This window comes from Sphingomonas natans (assembly GCF_030546695.1).
GTDB lineage: Bacteria > Pseudomonadota > Alphaproteobacteria > Sphingomonadales > Sphingomonadaceae > Sphingomonas_I > Sphingomonas_I natans.
Map to the genome: position 1 here is coordinate 306,013 of NZ_JAUOTP010000005.1, position 14,574 is coordinate 320,586.

At 62.4% G+C, this 14,574-nt stretch carries 11 protein-coding genes; 3 read left to right on the top strand and 8 right to left on the bottom strand.

Features of this window, described 5'->3' with window-relative positions; translation table 11 throughout:
- Positions 1-207 precede the first annotated feature (207 nt).
- The 7 genes from Q4F19_RS13145 to Q4F19_RS13175 all read right to left on the bottom strand — a co-directional run bounded on the left by Q4F19_RS13145 (position 208) and on the right by Q4F19_RS13175 (position 6,589).
- Complete coding sequence (locus Q4F19_RS13145) at positions 208-1,167, bottom strand: fumarylacetoacetate hydrolase family protein (RefSeq protein ID WP_303543252.1); 960 nt, start codon at positions 1,165-1,167, stop codon at positions 208-210.
- Positions 1,164-1,943, bottom strand: a complete 780-nt coding sequence (locus Q4F19_RS13150; protein ID WP_303543254.1) for a cyclase family protein — start codon at positions 1,941-1,943, stop codon at positions 1,164-1,166. The genes Q4F19_RS13145 and Q4F19_RS13150 overlap by 4 nt, the downstream gene beginning before the upstream one ends.
- Positions 1,940-2,338, bottom strand: coding sequence for a hypothetical protein (locus Q4F19_RS13155; protein WP_303543255.1), 399 nt, complete (start codon positions 2,336-2,338; stop codon positions 1,940-1,942). Before Q4F19_RS13155 ends, Q4F19_RS13150 begins: the two co-directional genes overlap by 4 nt.
- A 29-nt stretch (positions 2,339-2,367) precedes the next feature.
- On the bottom strand, positions 2,368-3,525 hold the full coding sequence (locus tag Q4F19_RS13160; protein ID WP_303543258.1) for an alpha/beta hydrolase family protein: 1,158 nt from the start codon (positions 3,523-3,525) through the stop codon (positions 2,368-2,370).
- 4 nt (positions 3,526-3,529) lie between these two features.
- On the bottom strand, positions 3,530-4,432 hold the full coding sequence (locus tag Q4F19_RS13165) for a VOC family protein (RefSeq protein ID WP_303543260.1): 903 nt from the start codon (positions 4,430-4,432) through the stop codon (positions 3,530-3,532).
- Between the two features lie 22 nt (positions 4,433-4,454).
- Positions 4,455-5,570 carry an FAD-dependent oxidoreductase gene (locus tag Q4F19_RS13170; RefSeq protein ID WP_303543262.1) on the bottom strand — a complete coding sequence of 372 codons (1,116 nt, stop codon included), beginning with the start codon at positions 5,568-5,570 and terminating at the stop codon, positions 4,455-4,457.
- Between the two features lie 116 nt (positions 5,571-5,686).
- Positions 5,687-6,589, bottom strand: coding sequence for a LysR family transcriptional regulator (locus Q4F19_RS13175; protein WP_303543264.1), 903 nt, complete (start codon positions 6,587-6,589; stop codon positions 5,687-5,689).
- Between the two features lie 147 nt (positions 6,590-6,736).
- Here Q4F19_RS13175 and Q4F19_RS13180 point away from each other — a divergent pair, with 147 nt between their 5' ends.
- The 3 genes from Q4F19_RS13180 to Q4F19_RS13190 all read left to right on the top strand — a co-directional run bounded on the left by Q4F19_RS13180 (position 6,737) and on the right by Q4F19_RS13190 (position 13,287).
- Positions 6,737-9,109: a TonB-dependent receptor gene (locus tag Q4F19_RS13180; RefSeq protein WP_431312401.1), complete on the top strand. Its 2,373-nt coding sequence runs from the start codon at positions 6,737-6,739 to the stop codon at positions 9,107-9,109.
- Between the two features lie 142 nt (positions 9,110-9,251).
- Positions 9,252-11,774 carry a beta-glucosidase family protein gene (locus Q4F19_RS13185; RefSeq protein WP_303543266.1) on the top strand — a complete coding sequence of 841 codons (2,523 nt, stop codon included), beginning with the start codon at positions 9,252-9,254 and terminating at the stop codon, positions 11,772-11,774.
- A gap of 1,249 nt (positions 11,775-13,023) precedes the next feature.
- Positions 13,024-13,287 carry a hypothetical protein gene (locus Q4F19_RS13190; RefSeq protein WP_303543268.1) on the top strand — a complete coding sequence of 88 codons (264 nt, stop codon included), beginning with the start codon at positions 13,024-13,026 and terminating at the stop codon, positions 13,285-13,287.
- 138 nt (positions 13,288-13,425) lie between these two features.
- Here the strand turns inward: Q4F19_RS13190 and Q4F19_RS13195 are convergent, their stop codons facing one another.
- Positions 13,426-14,523, bottom strand: a complete 1,098-nt coding sequence (locus Q4F19_RS13195) for an aromatic ring-hydroxylating dioxygenase subunit alpha (protein ID WP_341850187.1) — start codon at positions 14,521-14,523, stop codon at positions 13,426-13,428.
- Between the last annotated feature and the right edge of the window lie 51 nt (positions 14,524-14,574).

Genomic DNA, 14,574 nt, shown 5'->3' on the forward strand with positions numbered 1-14,574 from the left:
AAAATTGAGATATCGGATGCTCAGCTATCTATTCGATAAATACTTGATGCGCTGTGCGGCGGCGAGCATGGATGGCGCCAAGCTTCGAGCGGTCCAGACCGCTGGTCCCGCATGCCGGGTTATCGCGGCCGTTGATACACGCGCGTTATCGCTGCATAGTTGCAGCGCTTCCCGGGTCCGTTTGGGCGCGATATGCGCGCCAGCACATTAAGCCTGGACGATCCGCTGCTCGAGAATGCCGAACAAGAGCACGTCGTCGATACCACGCGCTTCCATCCGCACGGTCTCGCCGAAGCGAAGAAACGGCGTTTGCGGGTTGCCGCCGGCGACGATCTCCGCACCGCGTCGCTCGGAAATGCAGGTTGAGCCGACTGTCGCCTGATCGTCATTCGAAACCGTGCCCGAGCCGATGATCGTGCCGGCCGGCAGCGATCGGGTGCGCGCGGCGTGCGCGATCAGCTCATGAAACCCGAATGCCATCTCGGACCCGTTGGGCTCACCGAACAGCGCACCATCGCGCCATACGCGCAGCGGGAGGCTGATCCGCCCATTTGACCAGGCCGCGCCCAGCAAATCGGGCGTGATCGCGACCGGCGCGACACTGCAGCAGGGCTTGGCCTGAACCCATCCAAAGCCGGTCTTCATCTCGATCGGCGCGATGGCGCGTAGCGACCAGTCATTGATCTGCACGACCAGCTTGATGTGCGACATCGCGTCCGCAGCCGAGACGCCCATGGGCACCGCATCGGTAATGATCCCGAACTCGCCTTCGAAATCGATGCCGTCGGCCTCGCTCGGGAAAGGAACGTCGTCCGTCCCGCTCAGGAACTGGTGCGACATGCCCTGGTACATCAGCGGCAGATCCGTCTCGATCGGTGGCAGGTGGAACGCCTTCTGCATCATCGCGCCGTGGCTCGGGAAAGCGGACCCGTCGAGCCACTGCCAGGCGCGCGGAAGCGGGGCGGCAAAGGTCCGGTCGCCCAGCGGCTCGCCGCCGCCGGATGCGAGCTGATCCGCGCCGGCGGCCAGCGTCGCCTGGAGCGCATTCCACTGCTCCAGCGCCTGCTGCAGGGTCGCCACGGGGCCCGGGAGGATCCGCGCATGATCGTCCGAGACCAGCACCAGCCGGCCATCGGGCGATCCGTCGTGAAGCGTTGCGAGCCTCATTCCTCAATAATCGCGACAGCACGGGTCCAGCCCGCCGAGGCGCCCTTGATCTTGTGTGGGAAGCAGCTGACGGTGAAGCCGTGGCCGGGCAGCGCTTCCAAATTGTGCAGCTTCTCGAGGTGACAGTAGCCGATGTCGCGGCCAGCCTTGTGCCCCTCCCAGATCAGCGATGTGTCCCCGGTCTCGGCGACCTTCTTGGCCGTATAGCTGAAGGGCGCATCCCAGCTCCACGCGTCGGTGCCGGTCACCCGAACGCCGCGCGTAGTCAGATACATCGTCGCCTCGTAGCCCATGCCACAGCCGACATTGACGAAATTCGGGTCGCCAAGCGCCCCGCCCGCGGCCGTGTTGACCAGGACGATGTCCAAGGGCTGCAGATCGTGGCCGATCCGCACCAGCTCGGCTTCGACATCCGCCGCTGTCACGACGTAGCCATCCGGGAAGTGGCGGAAGTCGAGCTTCACGCCGGGGCGAAAACACCAGTCCAGCGGGACTTCGTCGATCGTGATCGCACGTTGCCCGCCGTCCATCGTCGGGTGGAAATGATAGGGGGCGTCGAGATGCGTGCCGTTGTGTGTGGTCAGCGTCACCCATTCCGCCGCGGCGAAGCCCGCGCCGTCGGGCGTCTGCTCGGCCGTGACGCCAGGGAAGAAATGTCCCAACTCCCCAACCGTCTCGCTGTGCGTCTGATAGGTGATCTTAGGCCTCATGAAAGGCGGATCGGTGATGACGTCATTCTCCAGCAGAATGGAGAGATCGATGAACTGGCGGGTCATGGCTTGGCCTGTTGTGCAGAGTTGAAAAGAAGGCGCAGCGCGATCGGCGTGACGATCGCAGCGAGGATGCCGCCGAACACAGCCTTGAGGGGCAGCATCGACGCGAGCGGGAGCAGCGTTGCGGGATGTGTGGCGAACCACCGCCAGCCAAGGCCGCCGGCGATCGCTGCGGACAGGATGGCGATCCCAAGGCAGCGCAGCACGATCGGCCGGATCCCACCGCCGAGCCGGCGATTTGCGATCAGCGAGGGCACCAGCGTGCCCATCAACGCGACCATGAAGGACTGGGGAAAGAAATCGGGCCCCACCGCGCCCAGCGCGAAGGGCCCCCGGGTGCCGAACAGCCCCACGAAGAAGCCGATGCTCAGCACAACATTGATGACGACGCTGATCACGGTCTCGCGCAGGATCAGCGTTCGCCGGTTCATGCCGTGTGGCCGCCCAGCTTTTCCGCGAACCAGTCCGCGATATAATCGCGGCCGAAGCTCATATTATCAGCTCCGACATGCTCGACGCCGCCCTCGCGCGGGGTGAAGATCTTAAGTTCGCGATCCGAAGTGCCGGTCAACTGGTCATAGCTGCGGTGCGCATAGTCCAGCGCGATCTGCCGATCGGATTCGCCATGCGTGACCAGGAACGGCACACGGATCCGCTCCATGACGCTGTCCAGCGTCATGCCCCGCGACTTTGCATGGAAGTCCTCCATGTCGGCGGCACCGAAGACCCACATCACGTGCGCCCAATAATGCGGAACCGGATTCTCGCTCTCGCGCCGGAGCCTCTTCTGCTGCACTTCGGCCCAATCGTGGTTTGCGCCCCACACGGCGCCGGCCGCAAAGCGCGGCTCGAACGCCACGGCGCGCGGGGCGAAATAGCCGCCGAGCGAAATGCCGGTCATGCCAATGCGCGCGGGATCGACGAACGGTTGCGTTTCGGCCCAGTCGACCCACTTGGACGCCCAGAGCTCGGCCTCGTGCGTGACCGGAATTCCCTGCAAGCGGATCGCCTCGCCGGTACCCGGCTGATCGACGCAGAGCGTGGAAATGCCGCGCTTCGCCAGCGCATGCGGCAGCCAGGAAAAATAAAGCAGCTCCTTGCTGCTATCGAGCCCGTTGCAATAGATCACCAATGGCGACGGCCCGTCGCCCGGCGCGCGGGTCAGCAGGCCTGCGATATCGCTGCCCTCATAGGGGATCGTGACCCGCTCGACATTGTCGCCAGCCATCGCCGTGCCCCGCGCAAAGGCGTCGAGCGCCTTGGCGTAGGTTTCCTGCCGGCCGGGATGGCCGTGGCCCTGCATGCGCTCGGCGGTCGTGTAGTAGAGCGATGCGCGCTTCAGTTTCTGGCCCGCCGAATAGCGGCGCCCCCTTCCCTCGTCTTCTTGCGCAAGGCTGGACAGCTTGTCGGCCATCTTCACCCATTCGCGCATGAACGCTGGCGTGCCTGCATCGCCCCCGCTTGCCGCCGCGTCCTTGATCGGCGCACACATGTCGACGATCTCGCCGATCTTGCCGCCGCTCTCGAGCGCAATCGCGAGGCTCAAATTCCAGATATAGTTCGGGAAATATTCGAACAGGGCCATGCGACTACACCTCGACCGCCTGGAACAGGCCCTTGTCCGGCTCAGGATGCGGCATAGTTTGCGGTCCGCCCACGCCGGTGCCCCACTGGTCCATCACCTGCGGCCCCGGAACGTGGACCTGATGCTGGTGCAAGTCGTCGTCCACATCGTCGAGCTCGGACGTATATTCGATCGCGAAGCCGTTCGGGGACACGAAATAGCTGAACGTGTTGTTGCCCGCCGTATGCCGCCCAGGACCCCATTTGATACCGGTGCCCATCTTGTTGAGACGGCTGACGCCGCGCATCATGTCGTCAACGCTCAACATGTCGTAGGCGACATGGTTGAGGCAGGGCGGCCCGGGCAGGATCGCAAGCCGATGATGCGCCGAATTGCAGCGCAAGAAGCACATGAAATCGCCGAGCCAATCCGACACGCGAAAGCCGAGCACATCGGTGAAGAACTTCACCGCCGCCTGATGATCGGGTGAGTGCAGCACGATGTGGCTGATCTTCTGCGGCACGCCTTCCCAGCGCACCATCTCCCGCTTCTGCCCGCGCTCGACATCGCTCGACACTTCGAACGGCAGGCCATCCGGCGAGAAGAAGCGAAAGCCGTAGCCGCCGCCCAATTGGGTAAGGTCGCGAGGCGCGAAGATGATCCGGCAGCCGGCATCGCGGACCTGCGCGAACAACGCATCGGAGTCGGCACGGCTGGCGGCGGCGAGCGCGATCACATCGACGCGCTTCTCCTCGGACGGGCGCAGCCGGACGACATAGGGTTCGTCGTGACCATGCGTGGCGAAATAGACGAGCCCGTCCTGCTCGGCCGCTTCGCGCAAGCCCCAGGTGTCCCGATAGAATTCGCGCTCGGTCGCCAAGTCGGGAACGCCATAACCGACGTACCGGATCTCATTCACTCGTGCCATCATATACTCCTTGGCTGTCCGATCAGATCGGTTGAGCCACGACTTCGAACATGCCGCGGGTCGCGGCGCTTTGGTCCACCGGCTCGCCGTTCACCTGCGCGTCACAGATCGCGAGCGACGCCTCGACGATGTAACGACAGCGCTCGAAGCGGCGGTTTCGATACGCGGTGAACGCCGTCTCCGGATCGTCGGCGCGTCCCAATTCCTCGGCAAGCACCAGCGAATCTTCGATCGCCATGCCGGCGCCCTGGCCCAGATGGGGGGTCGTCGCATGGATCGCGTCGCCCAAGAGCACGATCCGCCCCTTGTGCCAGTCGCCTTGCAGAAACAGCATCTCGAGCGGCTTGTAGACCACCGCATCATCATCAACGATCTGATCGGCTAGCGCGTTGATCGCCGGCGCTGATCCGGCGAGCTTGTCGCGCATCGCCGCCGCAAGGCCCTCGCGCGGGTACCGCGGATTGCCCGGCTCGGGCGTGGTCACGAACAGATACATCAGTTCGTTCGACAGCGGCACGAGCCCAATGCCCTTGGGGCCTTCATATATCTGGAGAGCGTCCATGTCCGCCGGACGGGGGAAATTATAGCGCCACACGCTCTGCCCGACGAACTTCGGGTCGGGCGAGTCGACGAAGATCATCTTTCGCGTTTCGGAATAGAGGCCGTCCGCTCCCACTACGATGTCCCATCGCCCGGTGGTGCCGTCGGACAGCGTCACGTCGACGCCTGTGCCGTCATCGTCTAGCCGCGTGGCGCTGACGCCCAGGCGGATATTCGCACCTGACAAAACAGCGCGGTCGCCCAACACCTTTTGCAATGCGCGGCGGCCAATGCCGACATTGGCTGGATAGGCTTCCGTCAGCTTGGGGGTTGGGAAGCGGGCGACGCGTTGCCCGCTTGGAATATAGATTTCGATATCGCTGAATGGGAAACCGGCACCGACATAATCGTCGAGGATGCCAAGCTCCGCGACGGCGCGCACGACGTTCGCCTGCTGAATGATGCCGACCCCATAGACTGACCAGTCAGGATCGCGCTCGATGACATCTACCGAAAAGCCCTTGCGGCCCAGGGCGATCGCAGCGGTCAGCCCGCCAATGCCACCGCCGATGACCAACACACGGCTGATTGACGACATACTATCCTGCCTCACCCTGATCGTTCGTGCTTGTCGATGCAGAATTTAGCTGAGCCTCTCAGGCCCAAGAAGTTGATTGTTTTGATCCATATCCATGAATTTCGTGAATACCTCGGCTATCGAGCGGCCGCCTCTCGAATTTGTGAGATCAACCACTGAAGGCCTATGTCGGTGACGCGGGTCCGATGATACTGCGCCATCTCGTGCATGTCGGGGAAAGCGAAGGGCAGCGCGGCGTGGGTGATCGCAACATGGTCAGCCATCATCACGGCAAGCCGCCGGTGCATGACGGCAAGGCGATCAGTGCCGACCAGCATCCAAGGCACCATCATGAAAGAAGAGACGACCGCCTCGATCCGCCGATCATATTTGAGCAGCTCGATCTGCCGGTCCCCGAATGTCGTCGTACGGTGGGTACCGAGTGATACGGCGACATGCCCGGCCGAGAATACGCCTTTTTCGGTAAGCGGTTTCTGGAAGATAGGATTGTCGCGCCACCCCGCGATGACATGGGTTTCCACGTAAAGCTCTTCCATTGGATGCGAGGGAAGCAGGAATTCGGGAGGGCTGATCATCAGATCAAGTTCACCGCGATCTAGGCGGCCGGCGGCTGTCTCCTCTGGCAGGATGAACTCCAGCCGGATACCAGGCGCAATATCCGCCAGTCGGCGCGCAACGCCAACGAGAACCGACGCGATAACGTAGTCGGAGCCGATTATCCGGAAGGTTCGCTCTGCAGTCGCGGGATCGAACGCCCGCGATGTTGCGAGCAGCGTGTCGGTTGCCACGAGGCACTCGCGTACGTGCGACGCAAGCTGCTCGGCATATGGCGTCGGGTGCATGCGCCGCCCTTCGACGACGAGCAGCTCGTCGTCGAAATAATAACGCAGGCGCGCCAGAGCCGCGCTCATCGCCGACTGACTAAGACCGAGCCGGTCCGCAGCGCGACTCACGTTGCGCACTTCCAACAGCACATCCAGTGCCAGCAACAGATTCAGATCCAAGCCCTTGTAACGCATGCATCCTCCCAGAGGGCCCCCAGCCATCAATTTGATGGATAGCTTTTCATCGAAACAAATGATTTCTGCAATGGTACTTCCTCGGCGTAACAATCGGCCAAACCAATATGAAAAATTGGAACACCCCTCGCGGGGTCTGGGAGGGTTATGAAATACTCGCATTTGCTGCTCGCATCTGTTGCCTCATTCTGCGCGGAACTTCCCGCTTTCGCGCAGTCGCCATCAGGGCCAGCGGATAAGGCTGTAGGCATCCCAGACATCGTCGTTACGGCCCAACGCCGCAGCGAGAGCATCCAGCGTGTTCCGGTCAGCGTCACCGCGATTGCGCCCGAAGTGCTGGAAAATCGCCGGCTGAACGACCTCACCCAGATCACGCGCGTCGCGCCGACATTGCAGACCGGCCTCGACAATACCTTCGCTATTCGCGGCGTTGGAACGACTGCGTTCGCGGGGACGATCGACTCCAGCGTCGCGCTCGCGATCGACGATGTGAACTATGCGCGGCCCGGCCTCGGCGGCCTATCGTTCAACGACGTTTCTGGCGTGGAGGTGCTGAACGGACCCCAAGGCCTATTGTTCGGCAAAAACGCCTCGGCCGGCCTGCTAAACATCTCGACCGTGCGACCCAAGATCGACCGGTGGGAAGGGATCACGGACATCGAAGTGAGCAATCGCGCCACGCCGGGCAACGATCGCGCCTCCTGGGGCTTCCAGGGTCGCCAGACGATCAACGTCCCGGTCGGCGAGACATCCGCGCTGCGCCTGAACGGCCTCTATTCATACCAGGATCCTGTGACCCGCTTTGTGGGCACGCGCGGCTCGCGCACCGAGACGAACTACGAGCAATATTCGCTCAAGGCGAAATATCTGTACGAACCCAGCGGCGGGCTGTCGCTATATCTGATCGGCGACTATAACGAGACGCACGGCGTAGCCGGTCTCTACGACAGCACCTACCGCCAACTCGATCCGCAGAGCATCGACCGCGCCCCGCTTGCGGCCAGTGGAATCACCGCTGGCCCGGACAATTTTCAGACCGCCGGCGAAGGCGGATTGTGGCGCGACGTGAAGACCGGCGGTGCGCAAGGCACGATCGCCTACACGCTCGGCTCCGGGATCCAGATCAGCGATATCGCCGCTTGGCGTTTCTATGATCAGGACCAGAATAACGACGCGGACTATACGGCATCCAACGGCGCCAGCCGCAACTATACCAATGCGCATTACGACCAATATTCGAACGAGCTGCGCATCGCCTTGCCGACGCAGAACCGCCTGAGCGGTCAGGCCGGACTTTATTATTTCCAGTCCTCGCTCGATACCTTCAACCAGATCGGCGGCCTGAACTTCCTGCCGGCGGCCGCCGCGCGCGGCTATCCGTTCTGTGTGGGCGTCACACCGGTCACGGGGGCCCGCCCGCCGGTGTGCTCCGTCAACAACGATTACTTCCTCGGCAGCGACAAGCGCTACACGCTCGACACGAAGAGCTACGCAGCGTTTGGCCAGCTGACCTTCGACATCACCGATGCCTTAAAGGCGATCGCCGGCGGGCGCGTAACCCGCGATGAGCTCGATATCCATCTGGCCCAGGGTCAGGCCAATTATTTCACCAATCTCGGCGGACCGCGCGCGACGATCGACCAAAGCTACGGGAACACCAATTTTAGCTGGAAGGCGGGCGCACAATATCAGTTCACGCCGGTTATCATGGCCTATGGCTTTTATGGCAGGGGTTATAAGGGGCCGGGCTTCAACGACACGGCGCCGAATGCGACCGCCAGCCTAGCCATACGGCCGGAAATCTCGAACACCGCGGAGATCGGCCTGAAGAGCAGCTTCTTCAATCGCAAGCTGGTCATCAACGTTTCGATGTTCCACTCCAAGTTCGATGACTTCCAGGTCCAGTCTTTCGACACAATCCTGCGCGCCTTTTTCGTGCAGAACGCCGCCAAGGTGACGTCGAAGGGCATCGAGGCGAACGTGATGCTGGCGCCCGTGCGCGGGCTGACGATCAGCGCCACGGCCGCGGTGCTGAGTTCGAAATTCGATACATTCCCAGGGGCGCAGTGCTATCCGACCCAGACGAGCTTCGGCTGCTCGGCGACAGTGACGACCTTCAACGCGTCGGGGTCCACTCTACCCGTGTCTCCGAAGTTCACGAATTCGGTAGACGTCTTGTACGAATTCCCGCCTGAGGGCGGCTTCAAGCCGTTCGTGGGCGCAAACTGGTATCACCGGTCATCGTTCGCTTACGCGCTCAACCGGGCGCCCGGGACGATCGTTGGCGCGAGCGACATCTTCGGCGCAAATATCGGTTTCGCTCTTTCCAGCGGTGTGCGCATGTCGCTTTTTTGCAAGAACTGTACGAACCAGCACATCCCTTCCTCGATCATCACGGAACCCGGCGATGCGGCGGCGCGCAACGCGGCGGGTGTCGCCACGCCGCGTCTGTCCTATGTCCAGCAGTTGGGCCGGGACTCGGTTCGGATCGTGGGAATTGCATCCACGTTCCGCTTTTAGGGCTTGCGTCGGCGTACGGCGGAACGAGGGCGTATAAGACTATGCCCGCGTCGGACCGTGTAAGGTGATGCCAGTGTCGCTGATCGACCGATTGGTCAGGGACACGTCGACCAAATTTCTATAGCGTCGCGGGAGAAACATAATGGCAAGACGATGCGGGAAGCTGCTGGCCGGGTTGCTGTCGACTGGTTTCGCGACGGGAGCCATCGCTGCCCCCGCGCTCCCCTGGATGTCGCCAGCGATGGTTGAACGGCAGCAGACCGCCAAGACGGACGAGGCGCGGGAGTCCGTCGCCCGCCAGCGCGCGCGCCAGTTGATCGCGGCGCTGTCAAAAGCCCAGAAGCTGCAGCAACTCACCGGCAGTTCTCCCGGCACGCTTCCGGAGCTGCCCCAATGCTTCGGCGGCCGTCACGTAACGGGCATCCCTGCGCTTGGAATTCCCACATTCCGCATTACCAACGGCCCCGTCGGCGTCGGCCAGAACGACTGCGTTTCGTTCAAAGCCTATGACGCGATACCCGCCGGACCGGCTCGCACGATGGCGCCGTACACGCATCCCAGTTCGGCACAGGCCACCGCCCTGCCCTCGGCGATCGCAGTCGCCGCGTCTTTCGACCCTCGTGTCGCCACGAGCTTCGGAGATGTAATCGCGACCGAAATGCATAACCTGGCGCTTCACGTCTTCGAGGCTCCGGGCATGAATCTCGCGCGCTTGCCGGTTTTAGGACGAAATTTCGAATATTTCGGCGAAGATCCACTCCTAGCCGGGACGATGGCGGTGGCCGAGACGAAGGCTGTGCAGTCACGTGGACTCATCGCGATGGCAAAGCATTTCGTTGCCAACGAGCAGGAAACCAACCGGATGACCATCCGGGAAATCGTCGATGAGCAGGTCTTGCGCGAGCTCTACCTCATTCCTTTCGAAATGAGCGTCAAGGACGGCCACGTCGGCGGTATCATGTGCTCGTATAATTACGTGAATGGGCTTCACGCGTGCGAAAATACGCCTCTGCTGACCGGTGTGCTGCGAAACGAGTGGAAGTTTTCCGGCTACGTCCAATCCGATTTCTTCGCGATGAAAAGCACGGCGCCGACTCTCGCAGCGGGCATGGACCATGAGATGCCGATCCCGATCCAGTGGACACCGGACAAATTGCATGCCGCGCTCACCCAGCGGGCCATCAGTATGCAGCAAATCGATATGGCTCTCCAACGCCGCTACACCCAGATGTTCAAGGCTGGAATTTTCGATCGCCCCCTCGTCCAGACTCCGATCGACTTTGCCGCTGATGGCCATAAGGCTCGAGAAATCGGCGTTCGTTCTGCCGTACTGCTGCAGAACAACGGCGCGCTGCCCCTCGCGCGCACTGCCCGGACGATCGCGCTCGTCGGTAAAGCGTCGCAGGTTTATGTCCAACAGGCGATATCGGGCGGATCCATCCTTGGGAAGCCAATGGGGGCCGGTGGCGGAAGCTCCGACGTCGTGCCGCATGGATCGGTTGCTCCCCTCATTGGGCTGCGAAACGCCCTGAAGGCGAACGGGCGAGAGTCGACGGTGGCGTTAGTGCTCGTCGACGACGCGAACACCTCCGCTACGATCGACGGAAAGGTGGTTCCGCTCGCGGCAGCTATCAAAACGATTGCGGCATCGGACGCCGTCGTGATCATGGCCGGCACGAATTCGGAGGAATTTGCCGACCGTGCAACCTTCTCCGACACGACCGGCTACCATCTTGCGGCAAGCGCTGCGACGGGAAGTTCGCTCGATTGGTATGTCTCCAAGCCCAATCAGATAGCTACAACCGACGCAGCCGGGAATCCCGCCCGCTCCAGCCAGACGGTCGCGATGATCGCTATGATTCTCGCCGCGCAATCCACGTCAGATCGGCCGATGGCGGAAAAGACGGCGCTCGTACTCAAGGACAATGCCGGCGTCTCGCTCGATCCGAGGCTGATCGGCACGCGGGGTCCCTCGATCCTGGAAGTTTGGTTCCCTGGCCAGGAAGACGGCAATATCGTCGCCGATCTCCTGCTTGGCGCTGCAGCGCCTTCGGGCAAGCTGCCGGTTACCTTCCCCTTTGCGGGCAAAGGCTTTTTGGACACGATCAGCCCGCAGCAGTTTCCGGGCGTTCCCGGCGCCGACGGGACGTCGCCGACGGTGACCTATTCCGAGAAATTGACCATCGGCTATCGCTGGTATGATGCCAACGTAAGCAAGTCGTGCGCGCTGATAGAGGGGCGCAACCCGTGCGTCGCGTTCGCGTTCGGCTTCGGCTTATCCTACACGCAGTTTGCCACATCCGCGCCGAAACTGTCGCGCGCCGCAAACGGTAGCGTTTATCGCGTGTCACTGACCGTCCGGAACCGCGGCGCCCGTGCAGGGGCGGAGGTCGTTCAGGCCTACCTTTCGCTTCCGGTCAGCGCGGATTCCCTCGGCGCACCTCAGCCGCCGAAGCGGCTCGTCGGCTTCGAACGCGTTGAACTGAACCCAGGCGAGACGCGCGAGGTCTCGATCGTCATTGATCCCGCCGCCAGCAATCACCCACTGGGCGTATGGGATACGCGTCGAAAAGGATGGATCACGCCATCGGGCCGGTATGTCGTGCGCGTCGGAACGTCTTCTGCGCCAAATGATCTGCTTGAAGCAGGCAACTTCACTCGTTGACGTTCGGAACCAGGTGAGGCGAAACCTGGATGTGTGTCGTCCGGTGATCGGGGCGCACGTGAGACGTATGTGAACGCAGTAGGGTGTACCTGATGCTGTCGCGGGAGAGCGCCGTCAGGCTACGGAGCCGATCGAGCGGCGGATGATACGACGATCCGATATACATAAATGGACAATTGATTGCTGGATGCGCAAACTTTATTTGTGTCGGGGTTCATTTTGCGCCATATGAAATCTGCCTTTCAGGCATCCTCTCCAACCTTGCGGCCGGCCTTCGGGTCGGCCTTTTTTTGTCTCCTATTTTGACTTGCTCGATTTCAAAAGCCGCATCGGCCTTATTTGGTGCTTTCGGCTGCTGCGGAGGCGACGGCGCCGGCCGCTCCGGGGCGCGCTTTGTAGAGGCCAACGGGCTGCCGAGCACCGCACTCAGGAGGGCAACCTTTGAACTATAAGTGCTGCTTCGATACGATTTGTTGGCCGTAACTTCGGTTAAGGCTTTTGCGAATGACGCACGGCCCGCCGATTTTCGTCGGCGGGACTTCTCCGGCGATCATCTGTCACCCAAATGCCTATCATCGGTTTTGCTATGCGAGGTCGACACCGCCCCCTGCAACCTCGCTAACCCCGTCCCCGACCTCCCGCACATCAGGCGGATGGGGCTCCTAGCAGCTGCAGACGGATGCAGTCGATCGTGCGGAGTAGCTCGCGCACGCCGGCAGCATCAAACGTCTCGCGCCCTCGCTCTGGTTGGACCCCAGCAGTCATGTCATCCGCGTTTGTGCCGGCGGACCTGCCGTCTCGGACGAGGTCATTTTTCATGCCGAGGCGGTTCATGCTCAGGCATCTGTGAGCGGCTTTGGCCGCCGGGAAATCTAGTCGGGCGCTGCCGCGGCCGCCCCAATCATCTCGGTCAGGGCAAGCAGTGGGCCGGGATCCTAGCGCTGCTCGATCCCGACCGACTGGCTGCACGGATGGCGCGGGATCTCGGCCTTGCCGTTATGTTACTGCGAGGTCCCCGGCTCGCCGCCTAAGCACGAAGCATCCGTTCCAGACGCGGAGGCCGGCACGGCGAACGCCCTTTACCCGCCGAAGGGCCGGTCGCAATGCGCACGCCATCGGCCCGTATTGCCTCGCCCCCCAGCGCGCGAGGCGGCCCGCGCCAGCCTCGGCGTGGGCTGCCGCCGCCTTGCGCCGCCGGGTTGGCGGGCTCGCGTTGCCGGCTTGTCCGGCGTCTTGTGGGAGACCTTTGATGCCGACCACCCTCGCCGCCCAGCTGGCGGCTCTCGAACGCGCACATCTGTCCGTGAGCACCGACCAAAGCGCGCAGACGCGCGACCGGCCAGACCCAGTGGCGATTGATCAGACGCTTTCTGGCCTCTTGTCCGATCTGTTCGCCTTGTTCACCGACACTTTGCTCGAACCACAGGCCGAGGAGCTCGGCTGGGGTTTCGTCAACCTCTTCCACCGCGCGGCGGTCACTCGCGCCAGGTTCGCGCGCTCGGCCAGACTATAGCAATTAAAGCCCTGATGTGAGGTCCGGTCTTAATTTGATTGCCGATCTTTAAGTGACGCTCGGTCCTCACCGACAATGTCAATCTAATCGCTCGCCGAAAGCGATCACCGCGCTAAGCGCAGTAGCCCTGGGTTCAATTCATTGCGTCCGCCGATCCTGCGCGATCGCCCGGTCGATCATCAGCCGCGAGCGCGCGCCGCCCGCATCAATGTTCAGCTTCAAGAGCCGCCGATCGGGATAGAGCAGGAGATTGCGCTGCTGCTGCTCGAGCATGTTCAGGTCCTCGGCGAAAATCTTGCCCTGCCCTTCGCGGATCGTCGCCGTCAGCGCCGCGTCCGCCACAGCGAACTGACGGGCCATTCCCCAGAAATACCAGTGGGTCGTCTCGGTCTCAGGGGTGATGAAGTCGACGACGATACTCGACGCCTTCTTGGCATTGTCGGCATGGTAGCCGCCTTCGCCTTCCAGCGCGACGCCGACCTCAATCATCACGTGGCTCGGCAGGCTGAAGCAGCAGATCTGCCACCGGTCAACGATGGCATCCTCAGGTAAGCCCGCGCCGCGCAGCGCCATTCGCCAGAAGGGTGGCGCGGCGACCTTGTCCATCATCCGGCTCGTCACGACCTCCTGCCCCTCGACCCGCGTCTTCACCGGCGTCTCGTCGATCTCCTTCTGGCCGATGCTGCCGGAGTGGACATAGGTCTCGTGGGTCAGGTCCATGAGATTGTCGATCATCAGGCGGTAGTCGCACTTGATGTGATACAGCCCGCCCCCATAGGCCCATTCGTCGCTCTCAGCCCAGGGAAGAGGGTGCATGGCCTCGGGCGAAGCCCCCGCGGGGTTGCCCGGCCAGATCCAGACGAAGCCGTAGCGTTCGATGACCGGGAAGGCGCGCACGGACGGGAAATTCTTGACCCGCTGGCTCGGCATGTTGTCGACGCGGCCGCGGCAATCGACCGCGAGGCCATGATAGCCGCAAACCAACGTCTCGCCGCGCACGGAGCCGAGCGACAGCGGGGCGCCGCGGTGCGGGCAGAAATCCTCAAGTGCGGATATGCCTCGGCCCTCGGTCCGGAAAAAAACCACGTGGATCCCGCAGATCTGTCGCGCAAACGGCTTGTCGGCGATCTCGCCGGGAGTCGCGGCTACATACCAAGCATCCAACGGCCATGTTGACGGGGCCGCAGGCCGGGAGTCGTCGAGGCCGTGATCGTGCACAGCTGCCGTCGTTTCCACGCGATCGCCTCTCCGTATATAGTTGCGCCTCTTCTCAGATCGAAGAAAAAG